The organism is Nonomuraea sp. NPDC047529 (assembly GCF_040642995.1).
Lineage (GTDB): Bacteria > Actinomycetota > Actinomycetes > Streptosporangiales > Streptosporangiaceae > Nonomuraea.
Map to the genome: position 1 here is coordinate 17,945 of NZ_JBEYTJ010000039.1, position 20,342 is coordinate 38,286.

Consider the following 20,342-nt stretch of genomic DNA (forward strand, 5'->3'; position numbering starts at 1 on the left):
CGACCCTCCCCATCCTCGCGGCCGCTCATCGGCGGCTCTTCTCGTCCTCGCGGCCGCTCATCGGGTGCCCGCCTCGGCCAGCTTGGCCACCTGCTCGGCGTTGTCCTTGGTCACGAAGCCGGGCCCGGTGTTGACCGGCAGCCCGCCGCCGACGGTGTTGAGGTTGTCCTTGTAGAGCTTCAGGAACGTGATCGGCAGGTAGCCCTGGAGGTACTGCTGCTGGTCGACGGCGAACAGGATCTCGCCGTCCTTGATCGCGGCGACCACGTCGCCCGACAGGTCGAAGGTGGCGAGCTTGGCCTGCGACCCCGAGTCCTTGATCGCGTCCCTGGCCGCCACGGCGACCGCCGGGTTGAGCGCGAGCACGCCGTTGACCTGCTTGTCCGACTGCAGCTTGGCGGTGACCTTGGAGGTGACGTCGGCCAGGTTGGCGACGTCCACCTGAAGGCGCTCGACCGTGCCGCCGAGGGTCTGCTCGGCGCCCTTGCAGCGCTGGTCGAGGCCGACGTTGCCGGCCTCGTGCACGACGCACAGCAGCTTGGTGACGCCCGCGGCCTTGAGCTGCTCGCCCGCGCCGCGCCCGGCGACGTCCTCGGACTGGCCGACGTGGGTGATGGCGCCGAACGCCTTGGAGGAGTCGGCCCCGGAGTTGATGGTCACGACCGGGATTCTGGCCGCGACGGCCTTGCCGATCGCCTCCTTGAGCGCGTCGGGGTTGGCCATGGACACGACGAGCCCGTCCACCTTCTCCGAGACGGCCTGGTCGATGAGCTGCGACTGCTTGGCGGGGTCGCCGTCGCCCTGGTAGGTGACCTTGACGCCGTACTGCTTGCCGGCGGCCTCGGCGCCGTTCTTGACGACGTCCCAGAAGGCGTCGCCGGCGCCGCCGTGGGTGATGACGGCGAAGTTGCCACCGCCGGCCGCAGGGGCGGAGCCGGCGGCGGGTGCGGCGCTCTGCGCGCCCTGCCCTCCGGAGGAGGAACAGCCGGTCAGGGCGAGTACGCCTGCCAGCGCCAGCACGATCGGGGTACGTCTCATCGGATACCTCCAAGACCAACGGGCTAGCCTGGTTCTACCGCACCGCGATCTATTTGTATAGACATACGGACCAGGGCTCGATCTACCCGAATAGTAGAACGGAATCATTCGTTCCCGTATGCTGAAGGCATGACCAGCGCACCCATGAGCGGCCGCAAGGCTCAGGCCGCCCGCAACGACGAACTGATCCTCCAGGCGGCCAGGGCGGTCTTCACCGCCGACCCCGGCGCCCCCATAGCCGCCGTGGCCGAGAAGGCGGGCGTCGGGATCAGCGCGCTCTACCGCCGCTACCCCAGCAAGGAGGCGTTGCTGCAGAAGCTGTGCGGCGACGGGCTGAAGCTCTACGCCGCCGTGGCCCAGCAGGCGATGGACGACCAGGGCGACCCCTGGGAGGCGTTCGCCGCCTACCTGCGCGGCATCGTGGACGCCGACACCAACTCCTTGACGATCAAGCTGGCCGGCACCTTCCAGCCGACGGAGGAGCTCTACCACGACGCCGTCCACGCCGGCGACCTGGCCACCCGGCTGCACCACCGGGCGGTCGAGGCGGGCGTGCTGCGGGCCGACGTCACGGTGGCCGACATCGCGCTGCTGTTCGAGCAGATCGCCTCGATCAAGCTCGGCGACGGCGAGCGCACCTCCCAGCTCCGCCACCGCTACCTGACGCTGATGATGGACTCGCTGCGGGTGCCGCCCGCCCACCGCGACCTGCCCGGCCCGGCCCCGGAGGACGAGGAGCTGTCGGTCCGCTGGTACCCGAACCGCTGACCCGGCCGCTAGCCCAGCCGGAGGGCGAGGTCCAGCACGCGGCGGGCCCTGGCGACGATCGGGGCGTCCACGAAGCGGCCGTCGGGCAGGGCGACGGCTCCCGCGCCCGCCCGCTCGGCCGCCTCGACGATCTCGGCGGCCCTGGCCGTCTCCTCCTCGGTGGGCCGGAAGGCCCGCCGGATCCCCGGGAGCTGGGCGGGATGGATGGCGGTCCTGCCGAACAGGCCGAGCGCGCGGCCGGCCCGGCAGGAGGCGACCAGCCCGCCCTCGTCCTTGATGTCGGGGTAGACCGACATGGGCACCGGCGGCAGGCCCGCGGCGGCGGCGGCGAGCACGACCTGCAGCCTGAGGTGGTTCATGGCGTTCTCGTCCGTGACGGACAGCTCGGCGGCCAGGTCCTGCTCGCCCAGCGCCACGCCGGCCACGCGCGGGTGGGCGGCCACGGCGCGGGCCTCGACGATCCCGGCCGCCGACTCCAGCAGCGCGTACAGGGGGGCCGTGCCGGGGAGGGCGTCCAGCGCGGCGGGCGACTCGACCTTGGGCAGCCGTACGGCCTCGGCCAGCTCGCCCACGGCCGCCAGGTCGTCCAGGCCGCGCGCGGTCGTCACGTCGTTGACCCGGACGTGCACCGCCGGCCCGGCCTCCCTGGGCTCGCGCAGGTAGGCGACGGCGTGGGCGCGGGCGGCGTCCTTGGCCTCGGGCGCGACCGCGTCCTCCAGGTCGATGATGATCACGTCGGCGCCCGAGGCGGCGGCCTTGGCGAAACGTCCGGGGCGGTCGCCGGGCACGTACAGCCAGGTGACGGGGGCGTTCACGCGATCACCCCGGCCTCGCGCAGGGCCGCGACGGTCTCGGCCGGGTAGTCCAGCTCGCCCAGCACCTCGTCGGTGTCGTGGCCGAGCGGGCGGCCGGGCCAGCGGATCTGGCCGGGCGTCTCCGACAGGCGGAACAGCACGTTCTGCAGGGTGACCGTGCCCAGCTCCTCGTCCGGCAGCTCGACGAACGTGCCGAGCGCGGCGTACTGCGGGTCGCTCGCCAGGTCGGTGACGTCGTAGATGGGGGCGACGGCGGCCTGGGCCTCCTCGAAGCGGGCGATGACCTCGTCGGCGTCGCGGGCGGCGATCCAGGTGGCGACCGCCTCGTCCAGCTCGTCCACGTGCTGGACGCGGCCGTGGCCGCTGGCGAACCAGGGCTGCTCGACCAGGTCGGGCCGCCCGACGAGGGTGACGACGCGCTCGGCGATGGGCTGGGCGCTGGTGGAGATCGCCAGCCAGCGGCCGTCGCGGGTGCGGTAGGTGTTGCGCGGCGCGTTGCTGCTGGACCGGTTGCCGGTGCGCCGCGGCACGACCCCCAGCGCCTTGTACGCGGTCATCTGCGGCCCGAGCAGGCCCAGGATGGGCTCGATGATGGCCAGGTCGATGACCTGCCCGCGGCCGGTCGCCGCGCGGGCGTGCAGGGCCACCATGATCGCGTACGACATGGCCAGGCCCGCGATGCCGTCGGCCAGGGCCAGCGGCGGCAGGGTCGGGGGGCCGTCCGGTTCGCCGGTCATGGCCGCGAACCCGCTCATGGCCTCGGCCAGCGTCCCGAACCCCGGTTGCCCGGACATCGGGCCGACCTGCCCGAACCCGGTCATCCGGGCCACGATCAGCCGGGGGTTGGCCTTGAGCAGGTCCTCGGGGGCCAGGTTCCAGCGTTCGAGCGTGCCGGGACGGAAGTTCTCGATCAGCACGTCGGAGCGCTCGGCCAGGCGGCGCAGGATCTCCTGGCCCTCGGCGCGGGAGAGGTCGACGGCGGCGGTGCGCTTGTTGCGCGACAACGACTTCCACCACAGGCCCACGCCGTCCACCGAGGCGCCGTGGCCGCGCGAGGGGTCGCCGCGCCGCGGGTGCTCGATCTTGACGACGTCGGCGCCGAAGTCGCCCAGCATCATCGCGGCGGAGGGACCGGCGAACAGCGTCGCCGCGTCGATGACCCGCAGGTCGGCGAGACTTGTCATAGTTTGTAAGTTATAAGAAATAAGTCATAGCCGCGACCGGCCCGTGCGAGAGACTGGGGACATGACAGCCAGCGAGCCCACGCCGCCCATGAGCAAGGCCGACTACGTCTACAGCGTGCTGCTCGACGAGATCCGCGGCGGCCGCATCCCCGGCGGCACCGCCCTGCGCGCCGGAGCCGTCGCCCGGCGGCTCGGCGTCTCGGTCACGCCGGTGCGCGAGGCGCTGCGCCGCCTGGAGAAGGACCGCCTGATCAGCTACGAGGCCCATCACGGCGCGACCGTCATCGACCTGGGCGACGACGCGCTCGCCGAGTACTACGGCCTGCGCGCGGTCGTCGAGGGCCTGGGCGCGCGGCTGGCGGCGGCCAGGATCACCGCCGACGACCTCGTCCGGCTGCGCGACCTGCACCACGAGATGGTCACCGACGCCGAGCAGGGCAGGTACGACCGGCTGGCCGAGCGCAGCAGCCGCTTCCACCTGAGCATCGTGGACATCGGCGGCCCGGCCTTCCTCGGCGCGCACGCCAGGTCGGTGCGCAACGGCGTCCCGGTGCCCGCCGAGGCGTCGTTGTGGCTGGACCCGGCGCGGGCCGGGCGGCAGCTGCGGGCCCATGAGGAGCTGCTGGGCGCCCTGGAGGCGGGCGACGCCGACGCCGCCGAACGCGTCATGATCGACCACATCCGGCAGGCCGGGGAGTACCGCAAGGACCACTGATGACAAACATCATCGTTCACACCCGGTTCATTGATTCACCGTGACGGGTGTTGCACGATGAGTCACTCTGATGGTCTTGCCGCGACCCCGACGCCGAAGGAGCCGACGCTGTGGCGGACGCGTGGACGCTCAATCCCGACTACCGCACCCCCTCCGTCCCCGCGGACGACTGCACCGAGCCCGGCCCCTGGCGCCACCCCGACGGCCAGGTGATGAACGGCGCCTACGAGCGCAGGCGTCCCAGACGGCGCACCGAGGTCGTCACCGTCTGGTACGGCTACGCGCTGAGCCGCTGCCTGGGCCCCCGCATGCCGCGCTTCAGCAGCCCGCTGGTCTCGGCCTGGAACCCGGTGCTGGCCCAGGGGCTGAGCTGCGAGCCCGGGGCGCCGACGCCGTACCGCGACGAGCGCTGGTGCGACCGCTGGGTCGCCGAGGCCCTGCTGTACGGGCGCAAGCCGTACGGCACCTTCACCCTGCCCGCCGAGGACGCGCTGCGCTGGTTCGCCAAGAGCGGCGGCACCGGCCTGGTCTACCGGGCGCGCGCCGAAGGCGCGGGCGTCAGGGTCGTGGCGGGCACCACCGAGCCCTACGAACGGCTCTTCGACCTCGACTCCCTGATCGCCGACTACCGCGAGGCCCTGCCCGCCGAACGCGCCGAGGCCGAGGTGGCGGCGCTGGAGTCGCACCGCGGCCTGTCCCCCGCCCTGGCCTACGTGCTGGGCGAGGACGCCGAGGCGCGCTTCGCCGGCGCGCCACGCTCGGTGCGCGGCCTGACCCTGGGCTACCCCCCGCGCGAGACGGCCGCCCGCGTCGCCGCCGATATGCTCGCCGGGTGACCATCAAGGGCATTCTGTTCGACCTCGACGGCACCCTGCTCGACCATCGCGGCGCGGCCGACGCCGCGATCACCGCGTGGGCGTCGGCGCTGGCCCCCGGCCATCCGCGCCTGCCCGAGGTCGCGGCGCTGTGGGCCGCGCTGGAGATCCCCCACCTGACCGCCTGGCAGGCGGGCGAGTGCTCGTGGGAGGAGCAGCGCCGCCGTCGCGTGCGCGCCCTGTGCCGGGAGCTGGCCGTCGAGGCGCCCGCCGATCTTGAGGCGGCCTTCGCCTCCTACGCCGAGCACTACCGGCGCGGCTGGGCCGCCTACCCCGACGTGGCTCCGGCGCTGGCCGAGCTGCGGGGCTACACGCTCGGCGTCCTGACCAACGGGTCGCGGGGCGTGCAGGAGGCGAAGGTGCGGGCGATCGGCCTCGACGTCGGCCCGGTGCTGACCGGCGAGGGCCTGGGCGGGCACTTCAAGCCGTCCCCCGCCTGCTACGCCGCGGCGGCGCGGGCCCTCGGGCTGCCGCCCGAGGAGGTGCTGCTGGTGGGCGACGACCTCGACAACGACGTACGCGGCCCGGCGGCGGCCGGCATGCCCTCGGTGTGGATCGACCGGCTGGGCGCCGAGGCCGCGCCGGAGGGGTTCCCCCGCCTCACCTCGCTCACCGAGCTGCCCGCGCTGCTCGCCTCCCGCCATTTGTCTGGACATTCTGACCTCGGTTAGGCTGATCGGCATGACCCCGAACCTGGCCATCGACCTGGACCGGTCCAGCCCCGTGCCGCTCTACTTCCAGGTGGCCGAGCAGATCGCCGAGGCGATCCGGCGTGGCGACCTGACGCCCGGCTCCCGGCTGGACAACGAGATCCTGCTCGCCGACAAGCTCGGCCTGTCCAGGCCGACGATCCGCCAGGCGATCCAATACCTCGTCGACAAGGGCCTGCTGGTGCGCAAGCGGGGCGTCGGCACGCAGGTGGTCCACGGCCAGGTCAAGCGCTCGGTCGAGCTGACCAGCCTCTACGACGACCTGCGCCGCGCGGGCCAGGAGCCGGCCACGCAGGTGCTCGCGCTGGAGCCGCGGCCGGTCGAGGAGGACAAGGCGGCCATCCTGGGCGTCGAGCCCGGCACCGAGATCCTCTACCTCGAACGCCTGCGCTTCGCCGCCGGCGAGCCGCTCGCCGTCCTGCACAACTGGCTCCCGCTGGGGCTGGCGCCGCTCTCCTCCGCCGATCTGGAGGGCCGCGGCCTGTACGAGCTGCTGCGCGGCGCGGGCGTGCGCATGCGGGTGGCCAACCAGCGCATCGGGGCCCGCGCCGCCGGCCAGGTCGAGGCCAAGCTGCTCGACGAGCGCCGCGGCGCGCCGCTGCTCACCATGGTCCGGACGACGTACGACGACCAGGGCCGGGCCGTCGAGCACGGCTCACACGTCTATCGGGCCTCGCACTACTCCCTCGAGGTCACCCTCATCGAGCGCTGAGGCCGCGCGGCGCTTGAGGTAGAGCGTGGTGCCGATGCCGAACAGCACGGCCACCCCGAGCCCGACCCACGAGAAGCCCTTCAGCCACTTCTCGGCCACCATCCCGAGATAGTAGATCACCGCGGTGGTGCCGCCCGCCCACACGATGCCGCCCAGCACGTTCGCCACCGCGAACCGCCAGTACGGCATGCGCAGCGCCCCCGCCAGCGGCCCGGCGAGGATGCGCAGCAGCGCGATGAAGCGGCCGACGAACACGGCCCAGACGCCGTACCGGTGGAAGTAGTTCTCGGCCTTCGCGACGTGGCGGGGGCCGAAGTGGCGGGGGAAACGCCGGCCCAGCCGGTCGAACAGCCGGCGGCCGCCCTTGCGCCCGATGGCGTAACCGGCCGAGTCGCCCACGATGGCCCCGGCGCTCGCGCACAGGCCCACCGCGACCGGGCTCACCACGCCCTTGGCGGACAGAATGGCGGCACTGACGAGCACGATCTCGCCGGGCAGCGGGATGCCGAGGCTCTCCAGGCCGATCACGAGCGCGACCATCGCGCACAACCAGGCGGCGGGGATCGCTTGCAGCCATTCGTCGATATGCACGCGGCCACCCTAACCCCGCGCCCCGCCTCCTCCGTCCGTCCGCCACCCGGAACACACGCCCGCGCCACCCCCGGCCCTTGGGAGGCGGCAGGCGGGCGGGATGGGCGTCCGGGGCGAGGCGCTCGGCCTGTCCGGGGCGAGGCCCTAGGTTTGGCCGGCACTGTCAGCCGAGCAGGCCGCCGAGGCGGCCCTCCAGGACGAGCAGCAGGTCGGCCAGCAGGTCGGCGAGCTGGCGTTCGCGGTCGCGGGGAAGCCCGGCCAGCAGCTCGGTCTCGTAGTCGAGCTGCTCGGGCAGCAGGCGCAGGATCAGCTCCCTGCCGCGCTCGGTCAGTGAGAGGTGGGCGACGCGGCGGTCGCGTTCGTCCACCCGCCGGGCGACGAGCCCGATCTCCTCCAGCCGCCTGACCCGCTTGGTCACCGCGGCTCCCGAGGCGAACGTCTCGCGGGCCAGCCTGCCCGGCGTCAGCTCGCCGCCGACCCGGAGCAGGGCGCACAGGAGGTCGTACTCCGGGCGGCTCACGCCGGCGCGTCCGAGCGGGGCGTCGGCGGCCTGCTGCAGGAGCGCGGCGCACCGGTTGAGCCTGCCGATGACGGCGATCGTGTCCAGGTCGGCGTCGGGAAGGACCTGCCGCCATTGCCGCAACGCCTTCGCGACGGCGTCCTCCACGTGGTCGTTCCTCTCCTCGTGACGATCTTCCGGTGGCTCCGATCGTACGCGCCGGGGCCGCCGGGCGGGCGCGGCCGGGGCGGTCACGCGTACAGGGTGGCGAGCCTGCGGTGGCCCGCGCGCTCGGCGGCGGCGACGCGCTCGTGGGGCAGCGCCCCGCTCCACCACTCGCCCGCCGCGACGTCGGCGGCCTCGCGGACCTCCACCAGCGCCGCGCGGAGCCGGTCCCGTTCGTCCGGCTCCGGCGGCTCCTCCAGGATGCGCTCCAGGCGCAGGAGCCCAGCCCGTACGCGCCGGGCCGCCCGCCTGTCCGGGACCAGCACGCACGCCAGCAGGCCGGCCGCCGCGCCGACACACGTGTCCAGCCACCGGTCGGCCACCAGCTCGGCCACCGGCCGGGTCCCGGCGAACTCACTCATGAGGATGGCCATCGGCGTGACGAACACGCTTCCCAGCCAGTAGTTGCGCGTGATCGCCGCCTCCGTGGCGAACTGCAGCCCCAGGACGGCCACGACGAGCGCCACCGCCCCCAGCCGGGTCACGGGGGCCACCAGGGTGAACAGCCCGACCCCGAGCAGGTTGCCGACGACGCGCTGGAGCGCGCGGCTCCAGGAGAGTGTCGTGTTGGCCGCGAACACGGCGGCCGCCGTCACCACCGCCCAGTACGGCCTGCCCACCCCCAGAGCCATCGAGCCCCACCCGGCCGCGGCGGCCCCGGCGAACACCATCGCCACCACGCGCCACCGCCTTCCCACCTCGGCGGCCACCCGCGCGGCACCGGCCCCGCCGCCCTGCTCGGCGGCAATGCCGGCGAGTTCGGCCCGCTCGGCCACGGGCGGCGCGACCTCGCGCAGGGACGGCAGCGGGCGGCCTTCACGCAGGTCTCGGGCCCAGCCGGTCAGCTTGTCGGCGCAGCCGATCGGTTCCCCGGCGGCGCCCGCGCCCGCCGACTCCGCGCGGATCAGCAGCCGGGACAGCGTCTCGCGCCGCCGGGCGGGGACGCCGGAGCGCAGGAGCGTCTGCCAGGCGGCGTTGACCGCCGCCGCGGCGGCATGGCGCGCCTGGTGCCGTTCGTGGGTCTCGCGCTCCCGGGGGAGGTCACCGGTTTCGGGGACGGCCCGGAGCAGGCGGGCGGTGGATTCGAGGGCGCGGGCGACGGCGACGCGTTCGGGTCCGTCGGGACGCAGGAGGCCGGGGGCCATGCCGACCGTCCAGGCCAGGAGCCCGCCGAGCGCGCCGAGGCCCACGTGCGCGGGTACGTCGCCCAGCTGCTGCGGTACGAAGACCGCACCGGCGGCGACGAAGGTGAGCACCACGTTCCCCGGCGGCCCGATCCGGGTGGCGTCGCAGACCGCCTTGTGCAGCCCGGCCAGCAGGGCGGCCACCGCCACCCGGACGGCGACCGAGTCGGTGAGTGACGAGGTGACCAGCGCGACCGCCGTGCCGGACAGCATGCCCAGCACCACCCAGGCCAGCGCCCTGGCACGGGCCGCGTACGGCAGGCCGTGCCCGTACAGGGCGCACATCGAGCCTGCGGCGGCGTACGGCACCAGGTCGAGCCGCCCGGCCCAGAGGAGGGCGACCAACGGGACGGCGAGGGCGGCGACGGCACTGAGAGCGGGTTTGTGCCAGATGTCGCCGACGGGCCCCAGGCGCAGCGCGGCGCGCACGGGCAGGCGCGCACGACGCCCGTACGGCGGGGACGGGGACGGGGACGGCAGGGCTGGGGATCGGAGGGCACTGGACATCCCTAAAAGTTTACCAGGTGTTTTACCCGTGAAATAAACCAGGTGGACGGCGCATCCTGCAACCGGTGATCAAGCGGCGGTCAAGCCGTCCCGGCTAGAAACTCCTTCGGAATCCGACGGAACGAGCCGCCCGCGCACCGGGCGGAGGACAGAACTGGGGAAGCACAGTGACCACGGGAACCCTGCTGGCTGTGGCGATCATCGCCGGGACGACGCTGATCACGGCCGCGGTCGGCGTGCCGTTCCTGATCATGGCGAGGAACGGGCAGCGGCTCCTGGCGACCGGGATTCCCGCGCTGGCCGTGGTCGAGTCGATGGCCGACACCCACATGACGGTCAACGACCAGCCCGTCGTCAGCTTCGGCCTGGTGGTGCAGCCGGACGAGGGCCCCGCCTACCGGGTCGCCCACCGCCAGACGCTGCCGCGCGTCCCCATGGGCCTGGTGGTCCCGGGCGCGGTGCTGCCGGTGAAGGTGGACCCGGCCCGGCCCGACCGCGTGCGCATCGACTGGGCCGCCTGGCGCCCCTCCCCCGCCGACGCCCCCTGGCGCCCGGCCACCCACTGAGCACACCACCGCGTACGCCGCCGTGAACATCCGCCTGGAACACCGCCGGGCGGTCAGGGCCGGACCGCCGCGCGGGCTCTCGTGAACGGCGGGTGAATTCTGCCGTAAGGTCGCCTTTCCGGGATGCTCGCCCGACAACCGCACTCCCATAATCCCTCTCATGGGGGATATTTCGCGAAATGGGGTGCGATGAAGCGGTGGATCGGCGTCGTCCTGGCCGCCGTTCTGGCCGGGGTGGCGGTGGTCGCGGTCGTCCTGGGGAACCGCGGGCCCGAAGCGCCGGAACCGTCCGTGGTACGCGGCGTCATCGGCTCGGAGAAGAAGCCGTTCTTCGACGACCCGGCGGTCAGGGCCGCCTTCGCCCGGCACGGCCTGCGGGTCGAGGTGGACACCGCCGGCTCCCGCCAGATCGCCACGGACGTGGACCTCGGCCGGTACGCCTTCGCCTTCCCCTCCAGCGCCCCCGCCGCCGAGAAGATCAAGCGCGACCGGGGCGCGACGACGACGTTCTCGCCGTTCTACTCGCCGATGGCGGTCGCCACGTTCGAGCCCATCACGAAGCTGCTGGCCAAGGCGGGCCTGCTCAATAATTCCAGCAAAGGCCCCCAACTACTCGATATAAAGAAATATCTGGAATTAACAGCTAAAGGCACACGCTGGGATCAAATTCCGGGGAACGATGTCTACCGGGCTCGCAAGCGGGTGCTGCTCACCACCACCGACATCCGTACGTCCAACAGTGCGGCCATGTACCTGGCGGCCCTCGGCTACGTCGCCAACGGCGAGAACGTGATCACCTCCGACGCGCAGATCGCCCGGATCGCCCCGGTTCTCACCCCCGTCGTCCTCGACCAGGGCTTCTCCGAGACCACGAGCGAAGCCTCCTTCGACGACTATCTGGCCCTGGGCGCGGGCAAGACGCCGATGCTCGTGGTGTACGAGGCGCAGTACCTCTCCCACGTCTTCGCCCGCGACGGCGCGATCAGGCCCGACATGCGGCTGGTCTACCCCTCCCCCACGGTGCTCAGCAAGCACACCCTGGTCCCGCTGTCGGCGCCCGGCGCCCGTGTCGGCGAGCTGCTGACCGGCGACCCCGAGCTGCGTTCGCTGGCCGCGGCGCACGGCTTCCGCACCGCCGACCCGCGGGCGTTCGCCGACCGGGCCGCCGCGGTGGGCGCGCCGGTCGCCGACCTGGTGGACGTGGTCGAGCCGCCCGTCTACGAGCGCCTGGACAAGCTGATCACCACGATCGACGCCTCCCGCCCGTGAACGCGCCCCTTCCGGCCCCATTCAGCAAGGAGAACTCCGACGTGTCCGATCTGGTGCTCACGCCGCCCGCGCCGGTCCAGCCGGTGCCGGTCGAGACGGCGGCCGGCATGCTGCCCCTGCCCGACGGGCGCGCGGCCGAGCTGGCCGCCAGGGCGCAGGACTTCGCCGGCGAGCTGAGCGGCCTCGACCCGCGCTCGCCGGAGTTCGGCCGCAAGGTGCACGACATCGCCTCGATGGGCGACACCGAGATCAGGTCCGCCTCGCAGGCGGCCAACCGCATGCTCAAGCGTCCGGTGGCGGCCCTGGACGCGGCCCGCGGCGAGGGCGCCGACGCCCAGGCCAGGGTGGCCGCCGACCTGGTGGCGCTGCGCCGCACGGTGGTGGACCTGGACCCCAAACAGGCGTCCGGCGGCACGCGCAGGCTGCTCGGGCTGATCCCGTTCGGTGACCGACTGCGCGACTACTTCGCCAAGTACCACTCGGCGCAGCGGCACCTGGACGACATCATCCGGGCGCTGAGGTCCGGCCAGGACGAGCTGCTGCGCGACAACGCCGCCATCGAGGGCGAGAAGGCGAACCTGTGGGAGACGATGACCCGCCTCCAGGAGTACGTGGTCATGGCCAAGGCCATCGACGCGGCCCTGGAGGAGCGCATCGCCCTGGCCGACGAGGAGCGGGCCACGGCGCTGCGCTCCGACGCGCTGTTCGCGGTGCGCCAGAAGCACCAGGACCTCCTCACCCAGCTCGCCGTCTCCGCGCAGGGCTACCTGGCGCTCGACCTGGTCCGCAAGAACAACCTGGAGCTCAGCAAGGGCGTGGACCGGGCGGCCACGACCACGGTGGCGGCGCTGCGCACGGCGGTGACGGTCGCGCAGGCGCTGGCGAACCAGAAGCTGGTGCTCGACCAGATCACCGCGCTGAACGCCACCACGAGCGACCTCATCCTGGCCACCAGCGAGATGTTGCGCACGCAGGCGGGCGCGATCCAGAACCAGGCCGCCTCGACGACCGTGGACCTGGACACGCTGCGGCAGGCGTTCGACAACGTGTACGCCACGATGGACACGATCGACGCCTTCCGCGCCAAGGCCGTGGACAACATGGCGGCGACGGTGGACAGCCTGGGCGCCGAGCTGGAGCACGCCCGCACGTACCTGGCGCGTTCGCGGGAGTCGGCGTGAGGCGCGGCGCCGGGTGCGCACTCGCGGCCGTCCTGCTCCTGGCCACCGCCTGCGGGTCCGGCGACGGCGGGCCGCCCGCCGACGGCCCCGAGGTGCTGCGGGTGCTGGCCGGCAGCGAGATCAAGGACCTCGAACCGCTGCTCGGCAAGGCCGCCGCGGAGATCGGGGTGCGGGTGCGGCTGACGTACACCGGCACGTTGGACGGCGCCGAACGGGTCGCGGGCGGGCGGGCCGACGGCGAGCTGGACGCGACCTGGTTCTCCTCCAACCGCTACCTGTCGCTCATCGACGGCGCCCCGGCCAGGCTGTCCACGCAGACCAAGATCATGGTGTCCCCGGTGGTGCTCGGCCTCAAGCCCGCCAAGGCGCGGGAGCTGGGCTGGGACAAGGGCCGGGTGTCGTGGTCGGACATCGCGGCGGCGGCCGGGCAGGGCCGGTTCAGCTTCGGGATGACGAACCCGGCCTCGTCCAACTCGGGGTTCTCGGCCCTGGTCGGGGTGGCCGCCGCGCTCTCCGGCGCCGACGGCGCGCTCAGCGCCGAGCAGGCCCGCGCGGTGACGCCCCGGCTCAAGGACTTCTTCTCGGCGCAGCGGCTGACGGCCGGCTCGTCGGGCTGGCTGGCCGACGCCTACACCCGCGCCCCGGACGTGGACGGCATGGTCAACTACGAGTCGGTCCTGCTCGGCCTGCGCGACCCGGTCACGCTGGTCTACCCCGACGACGGCGTGGTCAGCGCCGACTACCCGCTGACGCTGCTCGCCTCGGCCGCCGAGCCCAAACGGCGGCTGTACGGGAAGCTGACGGCCTGGCTGCGCACCCCGGCCGTGCAGCGGGAGATCGTGACCGGCACGCACCGGCGGCCGATCACGCCCGGCGTGGCCCCCGATCCGCGCTCCGGCGCGGCCCAGCTCATCGAGCTGCCCTTCCCCAACCGGCGCGGCACGGCCGACGAGCTGATCGCCACCTACCTCGACCGGGTGCGCGTCCCCGCCGAGGCGCGGTTCGTGCTGGACACCTCCGGCTCGATGAGGGGCGACCGGATCGACGCGCTGCGGCAGGCGCTGGTGGCGCTGACCGGCGCCGACACCTCGGCCTCGGGCACGTTCTCGCGCTTTCGCGGCCGGGAGTCGGTGACGATGATCCCGTTCAACGACCGGCCGGGGACGCCGGTGCCGTTCACCGTCCCCGAGCGCGACCCGGCGGACGCCCTGGCGCGCATCAAGGAGTTCGCCGAGGGCTTGCAGGCCAACGGGGGCACCGCGATCTACGACAGCCTCGCCGCGGCCTACGACCGTCCCGTCCCGCCGGGCCACTACGGCTCGATCGTGCTGATGACCGACGGCGAGAACACCGACGGCTCGGACTACGCCGCCTTCGAGTCCCGCTACCGCGCGCTGCCGGAGGATCGGCGGCGCACGCCCACGTTCGTGGTGCTGTTCGGCGAGAGCGACGACGGGGAGATGCGCCGGATCGCGGCGCTGACGGGCGGGGCCGTGTTCGACGCCCGCTCGACGTCGCTGAGCGGCGCGTTCAAGGAGATCCGTGGCTATCAGTGAGCGCGTCCTGCGCTACCTGGGCTCGTCCAGGAACATCGCGGGCTGCCTGCTGGCGCTGCTCGGCCTGGCCGCGCACCTGCTGGGGCTGGCGGGCGCGTTCTGGCCGGTGGTCGTGGCGGCCCTGTACGGCGCGGGCGCCCTGCTGGCCCCGCCCGAGCGCCTGCGGCTGAGGGTCTCGCACGCCGAGATGGAGACGTCGGCACTGCGGGCGGACCTCGACGCGCTGCTGCGCCGGATCGAGGGCCGCTTCCCCGCCGACGTGCACCTGGCCGTGGAGGGCATCGCCGAGGTGGTCAGGGACGTGCTGGGCCGGGCCGAGCAGCTGGCCGCCGCCCCCGACGAGCTGCACGTGGTGTCCCGGACGATCCGCGGCTACCTGCCGGCCGGCCTGGAGGCGTACGCGAACCTGCCGCGCGGGTACGCCCTGACCCGGCGGGCCGGCCGGGAGCGCAGCGCCCACGAGGAGCTGCTGTCCCAGCTCGCCCTCCTGGACGCCCGCCTGCGGGAGGTCGCCGACGCCGTCCACCGGGGTGACGAGCAGGCGCTGCGCGACCAGGGCCGCTTCCTGCGCGACCGGTTCGGCGGCTCGGACCTGGACCTGGACTGACCCGCCACCCCGGGCCCCGAACTAGCCCTGCGCTCCCGGGGTCACCCGTTCGAGCTCGAAGACCAGCGCGGACGCCGGGCGCAGGGCGGGGCCGGGCAGGCCCAGCTCGGCCAGCGCCGCGCCCGGCAGCCGGGCCGGCGCGAACACCCACTGCGGCAGCCCGGCGCCCGCCGGCAGCGGGCCCGCGGCGCGCACCTCGTAGAGGGCGTCCGGGTCGAGCCCGGGCAGCCGCAGCGGCTCGGGGCTGACGGCGACGCGGCTGGTGAGCTGGACGCAGGCGAACACGGCCCGCTCGGGCAGCACGACCCCGTGCAGCAGCGCCGACGGGTCGGGGTGGTCGGCCCGCACGACCCGGCCCGCGTGCAGCACCGGCCGCAGCCGCTTGTGCAGCGCGATCCAGACGCCCAGCTCCGCCAGCTCCTCCGGGCTCGCCGAGGTCAGGTCCCACTCCACGCCCATGTGGCCGAACATCGCGGTCGCCGCCCTGAACGCCAGCGGCAGCGCGCGGCCGGTGATGTGGTCGTGGGGCGCGCCGACGTGGCAGCCCATACGGTCCGGCGGCACCAGCAGCCCGGTCCAGCGCTGGATGGCCTGCCGGTCGAGGGCGTCGTTGCAGTCGGAGGCCCAGACGCGGTCGGTGCGGGCCAGGACGCCGTAGTCGATGCGGGCGCCGCCCGACGAGCACGACTCGATCTCCAGCCCGGGGTGGCGGCGGCGCAGCTCGTCGATCAGCCGGTAGGCCGCCGCCGTCTGCGCGTGCACGCCGGGCGTCCCGTCGTGGACGGGCTCGGCCAGGTCGCGGTTGTGGTCCCACTTGATGTAGTCGAGCGCGTACTCGCGGGTCAGCGTGTCGAGGCGGTCGAGGAGGTGGTCGTAGACCTCGGGCCGGGCCAGGTCGAGCACCTGCTGGTTGCGCCAGAGCACGGGCGGCCGGGCGGCGCGGGCGAGCATCCAGCCGGGGTGGGCGCGGGCCAGGTCGGAGTCGGGGTTGACCATCTCGGGCTCGAACCACAGGCCGAACTGCAGGCCCAGCTTGCGTACGTGCTCGGCCAGCGGGTGCAGGCCGTCGGGCCACACGTCCTCGTCGACGTACCAGTCGCCGAGGCCGGCGCGGTCGTGGCGGCGGTGGCGGAACCAGCCGTCGTCGAGCACGAACCGTTCGACGCCCGCGGCGGCCGCCTTGTCGGCCAGGTCGCGCAGCCGGTCGAGGCCGTGGTCGAAGTAGGTGGCCTCCCAGTTGTTGAGGGTGACCGGGCGTACCGGGAGCGGGCGGGCGGCGCGCAGGTGGTCGTGCAGGCGGCCGCTCGCCTCGTCCAGGCCGCTGCCGGACCAGGTGAAGTAGACCCACGGGGTGGTGTGGCTCTCGTCCTGGGTGAGGGTGATCTCGCCGGGTTCGAGCAGTTCGCCGGCCGCCAGCACGGCCTGGCCCTCGACGAGCCGTTCGGCGTAGTGGACGTGGCCGCCGCTCCACCCGGCGTGCACGGCCCACACCTCGCCGGCGCGGAAGCCGAAGCCGGGCGTGCCGGCGACGAGCAGGCCGGTCGCGTCGTGGCCGGTACGTCCGCGGCGGTTCTCCCGCGACCACACTCCCTGCCCGAACTCCCGGCGCTGCGGCACCTTCTCCAGCGCCCACCGTCCGGTGAAGTCCAGCAGCTCCCCCGCCCGCGCGGGCAGCGGCAACGCGCAGACCAACCCCTGCAGCCGGTACGGCGAGGCGGCGGTGTTGGTCACCGTGTGCCGCATCGTCACGACGCCGGAGGCGTCCATGACCAGCTCGCTGAGCAGCCGCAACCCCGCCTCGGCGTCCACGGCGGCGACGGTGACGCGGCCGCCGGCGCCCGGCTCGGCCGCCGTCTCGACGTTCCCGGCGGTCCAGCGCACCGGCCAGTGCTCGCCGGCCCGGTCGCCGGACAGCCCCGGCCGGCCGAACCAGGACTCGTCCTGGCCGGGCAGCAGCGACAGGGCGGGGGTCAGCGACAGCAGGGCGGGCAGCAGGTCGGCGCCGGTGACCGCCCCGAGGTCGGCGCCGAAATGCCGCACCCGCGGCAGCCCGGGGCCGGAGTCGTCGAGCACCAGGGCCGAGCCGGCCGCGGAAAGGATGACGGGGGGCACGTCACGCTCCTCTAGGTCGAGAAAACACATGAAATATCACGTGAGACGAGACGTTACCCGGCTGGCGCGGCAAGGGCCCGCCGTGACGGGCCGCCCGGCCTTTCCGGCCCTGGGCGGCGGAGGAGAGAAAGGGGCCTGCTCCGCGAGCCCGGACAGGAGGGCATGTACACTCCTCTTCGGAAACAGACCGTAGCGCTGCGTGACGCATCATGGCATCCGGCGTCTTCGGCCAGGGGCGGGTCCCCGTAGTCAGCAGCACTTTCCCCCGCCCGGACCAACAGCGGGGAGCCGACATGGATTCTCTTCACCTGACCACCAGCCGCCACGACACGACCGTGACCGTCTCCCTGTCCGGAGAGCTCGACATCGCCACCACCGAGGCCGTCCGCGGCCACCTGCTCGGCGTGCTGGAGGAGGCCGGGCGGGCGCACCGGCCGGACATGTCCGTGGTCATCGAGGTGAGCGGCCTGTCCTTCATCGACGCGGCCGGGCTCGGCATCCTGGTCTCCGTGCACAACCAGGCCGCCCGCGGGCACACCAGGGTGCGGCTGGCCAACGTCCCGCCCAACATGAAGCGCCTGCTGCGCATCACCGGCCTCGACGCGCACCTGACGCCCCAGTCGTAACGGTAGGCCCGCCTTGAGTAGGTTGTGGGCGTGTCGATGATTCAGGTTCCTGGCCCGATCCCCGCCAGGCTGGAGGACGGGTTCGACCGCGTGCTGCGCGAGCAGCGGCTGCCCGCCGGGTTCCCCCAGGACGTGCTCGACGAGGCCGACTGGGTGGCTCAGGTGCCCAGGCTGGACGCCAAAGACCTGACCGACGTGCCGTTCGTGACCATCGACCCGCCGGGCTCGATGGACCTGGACCAGGCCCTGCACCTGGAACGGCTGCGCGACGGCTACCGCGTCTGGTACGCCATCGCCGACGTCGGGGCCTTCGTCCGGCCCGGCGGCCCGATCGACGCCGAGGCCCGTACCAGGGGCGAGACGGTCTACCTGCCGATGGGCAGGGTGCCGCTGCATCCCAAGGTGCTGTCGGAGGGCGCGGCGAGCCTGCTGCCCGGCACGACCCGGCCGGCCGCGGTCTGGCGGATCGACCTCGACGCCGACGCCCGGATCGTCGGCGCGGACGTGCAGCGCGCCCGGGTGCGCAGCCGCGAGCGGCTCGACTACGCCTACGTGCAGGCGGCCGTGGACACCGCCACCGCCGACGGCACGCTGGGCCTGCTGGCCGAGATCGGCGCGCTGCGGCTGGGGCTGGAGCGGGCGCGCGGCGGCGTCACCCTGCCCACGCCCGAGCAGGAGGTCGTCCGGGACGGCGACGGCGGCTACCGGCTGGAGTTCCGCGTGCCGCTGCCCGCCGAGGCGTGGAACGCCCAGATCTCGCTGCTGACCGGCATGGCTGCCGCCTCGATGATGCTGGACGCCGAGGTCGGCATCCTGCGCGTGCTGCCCGCGCCGCAGCCGGACGACCTGGCCAAGGTGCGCAGGGTCGCGCAGGCGCTCGGCGTGCCGTGGCCCGAGGGCGCCGGTTACGGGGCGGTCGTGCACGACCTCGACCCGAAGAACCCGCAGCAGGCGGCGTTCCTGCAGGAGTCGAAGGTGCTGCTGCGCGGCGCCGGGTACGCGGCCTTCGACGGCGCGCCGCCCAAGCTGGCCGAGCACGCGGCGGTGGCGGCGCCGTACGCCCACGTCACGGCTCCGCTGCGGCGTCTGGTGGACCGGTACGCGACCGAGGTGTGCCTGGCGGTCGCGGCGGGCGAGCCGGTGCCCTCCGACGTACGGGCCGCGCTGCCGCTGCTGCCCGACATCATGTCGGTGACCGGCCGCCGCGCCGGGGCGGTCGACCGGGCCTGCGTGGACCTGGTGGAGGCGTTCCTGCTGCGGGAGCGGATCGGGCAGTCGTTCGAGGCGATGGTGATCGACGTGGACGAGCGCCGCGGCGGCGGCCAGGTGCAGCTCGTCGACCCGGCCGTGATCGCCCGCTGCGACGGCGTCCTGCCCCTGGGCGAGCGGGTCACCGTACGCCTGACGCAGGCCGACCCGGCCACCCGCGAGGTCGGCTTCACCCTGGCCTGAGACCGCCCGCCTACCCCACGGGCATGGTGAGGGCCGCGCGCGGACGACCTCGCGCGCGGCCCCCGGTGGCCCTGCGCTCACCGCTTGAGCGGCGACCATCCCGCGCCGACCCCCAGCAGGTGGAGGGCGACGCACAGCAGCCCGGCGGTGGTGAGCGTGCCCGCGGTGAGCACGTTGCCGACGGCCGTGCCGGCGATGTCGAAGATCAGGGCGAGCAGGAAGAACAGGGCGGCGATGAGAGCGAACACGGGCTACCTCCCGAGCTGACCGGACCCCGGCGCGACGCGCGGGAATCCCTTTCCTACGCCTTGGGGATGTCCGCCGGGTTCAGCCGGGAAACTGCCCCGAGGGTGACGATCTGTAGCCATATGACGACACCAGCTTGACCGGCCGGTCAGTCGGTCCCGGCGCGCATGCCGTCGCAGACCACCGCGGCCATCCGCCCGGCCGCGCCCCTGGCCCGCGCGTGGCGTTCGGCCGCCAGGGCTCCGCGCAGCAGGTCACGCACGTCGTCGGCGGACAGCTCCCGGCGTACGGCCCCGGCGCGCTGCGCGCGGGCCAGCAGCCGGCCGAGCGCGTCGGCGAAGTCGGCCTCCAGGACCGAACCGAGCCCCGCGCCGCCTTCCAGCAGGTCGCACAGCGCCCGGTTGGCCGCCGCCTGCTCGGCGACCCGGCGGAACCAGCCGAAGAAGGCCCGCCCGGCGTCCTCGGCGGTGGCCAGCGCGCGGGCGTCGGCCACGAAGCGTTCGGCCCGGCCCAGCAGCACCGCCTCCAGCAGCGCCTCCTTGGTGGGGAAGTGCCGGTGGACGGTACCGACCCCGAACCCGGCACGGCGGGCGATCTCGTCGAGGGAGATGGTCAGCCCGTCGGCGGCGAGCGCCTCCTGCGCGATCTGCAGGACCCGCTCGCGGTTGCGGCGGGCGTCGGCGCGTAACGGCCGGGCGGAGCGGTGGTCGTCGCCCACGGGGAACCTGCCTTCGGCAAGCGGAGGGAGGGCTCCGATTCTACCGGGCGGTAGCCCGGCGTGGCGGGGGGCGGCCCCCCCGGCCCCGGGAGTACGGGGGGGGGGCTAGGGGGGCCCCCCCCCCCCCCAGCCGCTGCGCGGCGCGGCCTCGTCCACACCAGCCCGCGGCAGGGACGCGCAGGGCCG

Annotated in this window: 21 protein-coding genes; 12 read left to right on the forward strand and 9 right to left on the reverse strand. The window is 73.9% G+C overall.

Annotated features, from left to right (window positions below; genetic code table 11):
- Nucleotides 1-57 precede the first annotated feature (57 nt).
- Nucleotides 58-1,038 (reverse strand): sugar ABC transporter substrate-binding protein, encoded by a 981-nt coding sequence (locus tag ABZ815_RS41475; RefSeq protein ID WP_357706910.1) that lies wholly within the window; start codon nt 1,036-1,038, stop codon nt 58-60.
- A 129-nt stretch (nt 1,039-1,167) separates the two neighbouring features.
- Here ABZ815_RS41475 and ABZ815_RS41480 point away from each other — a divergent pair, with 129 nt between their 5' ends.
- On the forward strand, nt 1,168-1,806 hold the full coding sequence (locus ABZ815_RS41480; protein WP_357706912.1) for a TetR/AcrR family transcriptional regulator: 639 nt from the start codon (nt 1,168-1,170) through the stop codon (nt 1,804-1,806).
- Between the two features lie 8 nt (nt 1,807-1,814).
- Here ABZ815_RS41480 and ABZ815_RS41485 read toward each other — a convergent pair whose 3' ends face one another.
- Together ABZ815_RS41485 and ABZ815_RS41490 are read right to left on the reverse strand one after the other, a co-directional pair.
- Nucleotides 1,815-2,621: a CoA ester lyase gene (locus ABZ815_RS41485; protein WP_357706914.1), complete on the reverse strand. Its 807-nt coding sequence runs from the start codon at nt 2,619-2,621 to the stop codon at nt 1,815-1,817.
- Nucleotides 2,618-3,805: a CoA transferase gene (locus tag ABZ815_RS41490; RefSeq protein ID WP_357706915.1), complete on the reverse strand. Its 1,188-nt coding sequence runs from the start codon at nt 3,803-3,805 to the stop codon at nt 2,618-2,620. Before ABZ815_RS41490 ends, ABZ815_RS41485 begins: the two co-directional genes overlap by 4 nt.
- A 61-nt stretch (nt 3,806-3,866) precedes the next feature.
- Between ABZ815_RS41490 and ABZ815_RS41495 the strand changes: the two genes are divergently transcribed.
- From ABZ815_RS41495 to ABZ815_RS41510, 4 genes are all read left to right on the forward strand, one after another.
- Nucleotides 3,867-4,520, forward strand: a complete 654-nt coding sequence (locus tag ABZ815_RS41495) for a GntR family transcriptional regulator (RefSeq protein ID WP_357706916.1) — start codon at nt 3,867-3,869, stop codon at nt 4,518-4,520.
- 110 nt (nt 4,521-4,630) lie between these two features.
- A complete protein-coding gene (locus ABZ815_RS41500) occupies nt 4,631-5,356 on the forward strand; it encodes a hypothetical protein (protein WP_357706917.1) in 726 nt (241 codons plus the stop codon).
- Entirely contained in the window at nt 5,353-6,066 is a 714-nt protein-coding gene (locus ABZ815_RS41505; protein WP_357706918.1) for an HAD family hydrolase, read from the forward strand. The genes ABZ815_RS41500 and ABZ815_RS41505 overlap by 4 nt, the downstream gene beginning before the upstream one ends.
- Nucleotides 6,067-6,076: 10 nt before the next feature.
- Complete coding sequence (locus ABZ815_RS41510) at nt 6,077-6,817, forward strand: GntR family transcriptional regulator (RefSeq protein WP_357706919.1); 741 nt, start codon at nt 6,077-6,079, stop codon at nt 6,815-6,817.
- Here ABZ815_RS41510 and ABZ815_RS41515 read toward each other — a convergent pair.
- From ABZ815_RS41515 to ABZ815_RS41525, 3 genes are all read right to left on the reverse strand, one after another.
- Nucleotides 6,761-7,408, reverse strand: a complete 648-nt coding sequence (locus tag ABZ815_RS41515) for a DedA family protein (RefSeq protein ID WP_357706921.1) — start codon at nt 7,406-7,408, stop codon at nt 6,761-6,763. The genes ABZ815_RS41510 and ABZ815_RS41515 overlap by 57 nt on opposite strands.
- A gap of 163 nt (nt 7,409-7,571) precedes the next feature.
- On the reverse strand, nt 7,572-8,075 hold the full coding sequence (locus ABZ815_RS41520; protein ID WP_357706922.1) for a MarR family transcriptional regulator: 504 nt from the start codon (nt 8,073-8,075) through the stop codon (nt 7,572-7,574).
- An 83-nt stretch (nt 8,076-8,158) separates the two neighbouring features.
- The gene (locus tag ABZ815_RS41525) at nt 8,159-9,823 is read right to left on the reverse strand and encodes an FUSC family protein (RefSeq protein ID WP_357706923.1); all 1,665 of its coding nucleotides are present in this window, start codon (nt 9,821-9,823) and stop codon (nt 8,159-8,161) included.
- Between the two features lie 167 nt (nt 9,824-9,990).
- Here ABZ815_RS41525 and ABZ815_RS41530 point away from each other — a divergent pair, with 167 nt between their 5' ends.
- The 5 genes from ABZ815_RS41530 to ABZ815_RS41550 all read left to right on the forward strand — a co-directional run bounded on the left by ABZ815_RS41530 (nt 9,991) and on the right by ABZ815_RS41550 (nt 15,002).
- Nucleotides 9,991-10,389, forward strand: a complete 399-nt coding sequence (locus ABZ815_RS41530; RefSeq protein WP_357706924.1) for a hypothetical protein — start codon at nt 9,991-9,993, stop codon at nt 10,387-10,389.
- Between the two features lie 189 nt (nt 10,390-10,578).
- Nucleotides 10,579-11,658 (forward strand): hypothetical protein, encoded by a 1,080-nt coding sequence (locus ABZ815_RS41535; protein WP_357706925.1) that lies wholly within the window; start codon nt 10,579-10,581, stop codon nt 11,656-11,658.
- 41 nt (nt 11,659-11,699) lie between these two features.
- On the forward strand, nt 11,700-12,839 hold the full coding sequence (locus ABZ815_RS41540) for a toxic anion resistance protein (protein ID WP_357706927.1): 1,140 nt from the start codon (nt 11,700-11,702) through the stop codon (nt 12,837-12,839).
- Nucleotides 12,836-14,395 carry a substrate-binding domain-containing protein gene (locus ABZ815_RS41545; protein WP_357706928.1) on the forward strand — a complete coding sequence of 520 codons (1,560 nt, stop codon included), beginning with the start codon at nt 12,836-12,838 and terminating at the stop codon, nt 14,393-14,395. Before ABZ815_RS41540 ends, ABZ815_RS41545 begins: the two co-directional genes overlap by 4 nt.
- Entirely contained in the window at nt 14,382-15,002 is a 621-nt protein-coding gene (locus ABZ815_RS41550) for a hypothetical protein (protein WP_357706929.1), read from the forward strand. Before ABZ815_RS41545 ends, ABZ815_RS41550 begins: the two co-directional genes overlap by 14 nt.
- Nucleotides 15,003-15,023: 21 nt before the next feature.
- Here ABZ815_RS41550 and ABZ815_RS41555 read toward each other — a convergent pair whose 3' ends face one another.
- A complete protein-coding gene (locus ABZ815_RS41555) occupies nt 15,024-17,114 on the reverse strand; it encodes an alpha-galactosidase (RefSeq protein WP_357706931.1) in 2,091 nt (696 codons plus the stop codon).
- A gap of 293 nt (nt 17,115-17,407) precedes the next feature.
- On the opposite strand from ABZ815_RS41555, the gene ABZ815_RS41560 reads away from it, so the two are divergent.
- Nucleotides 17,408-17,740 carry an STAS domain-containing protein gene (locus tag ABZ815_RS41560; protein WP_357706933.1) on the forward strand — a complete coding sequence of 111 codons (333 nt, stop codon included), beginning with the start codon at nt 17,408-17,410 and terminating at the stop codon, nt 17,738-17,740.
- Between the two features lie 36 nt (nt 17,741-17,776).
- Complete coding sequence (locus ABZ815_RS41565; RefSeq protein ID WP_357707009.1) at nt 17,777-19,192, forward strand: RNB domain-containing ribonuclease; 1,416 nt, start codon at nt 17,777-17,779, stop codon at nt 19,190-19,192.
- Between the two features lie 77 nt (nt 19,193-19,269).
- On the opposite strand, the gene ABZ815_RS41570 is transcribed toward ABZ815_RS41565, so the two are convergent.
- Both ABZ815_RS41570 and ABZ815_RS41575 read right to left on the reverse strand, forming a co-directional pair.
- Nucleotides 19,270-19,440 carry a hypothetical protein gene (locus tag ABZ815_RS41570; protein WP_352331507.1) on the reverse strand — a complete coding sequence of 57 codons (171 nt, stop codon included), beginning with the start codon at nt 19,438-19,440 and terminating at the stop codon, nt 19,270-19,272.
- 146 nt (nt 19,441-19,586) lie between these two features.
- On the reverse strand, nt 19,587-20,156 hold the full coding sequence (locus tag ABZ815_RS41575) for a helix-turn-helix domain-containing protein (RefSeq protein ID WP_357706934.1): 570 nt from the start codon (nt 20,154-20,156) through the stop codon (nt 19,587-19,589).
- Between the last annotated feature and the right edge of the window lie 186 nt (nt 20,157-20,342).

Coding starts and splice junctions, on each gene's coding strand:
- ABZ815_RS41510 (WP_357706919.1), top strand. CDS start 6,077: ATGACCCCGAACCTGGCCATCGACCTGGACCGGTCCAGCCCCGTGCCG.
- ABZ815_RS41490 (WP_357706915.1), bottom strand. CDS start 3,805: ATGACAAGTCTCGCCGACCTGCGGGTCATCGACGCGGCGACGCTGTTC.
- ABZ815_RS41475 (WP_357706910.1), bottom strand. CDS start 1,038: ATGAGACGTACCCCGATCGTGCTGGCGCTGGCAGGCGTACTCGCCCTG.
- ABZ815_RS41480 (WP_357706912.1), top strand. CDS start 1,168: ATGACCAGCGCACCCATGAGCGGCCGCAAGGCTCAGGCCGCCCGCAAC.
- ABZ815_RS41535 (WP_357706925.1), top strand. CDS start 10,579: ATGAAGCGGTGGATCGGCGTCGTCCTGGCCGCCGTTCTGGCCGGGGTG.
- ABZ815_RS41525 (WP_357706923.1), bottom strand. CDS start 9,823: ATGTCCAGTGCCCTCCGATCCCCAGCCCTGCCGTCCCCGTCCCCGTCC.
- ABZ815_RS41560 (WP_357706933.1), top strand. CDS start 17,408: ATGGATTCTCTTCACCTGACCACCAGCCGCCACGACACGACCGTGACC.
- ABZ815_RS41565 (WP_357707009.1), top strand. CDS start 17,777: ATGATTCAGGTTCCTGGCCCGATCCCCGCCAGGCTGGAGGACGGGTTC.
- ABZ815_RS41495 (WP_357706916.1), top strand. CDS start 3,867: ATGACAGCCAGCGAGCCCACGCCGCCCATGAGCAAGGCCGACTACGTC.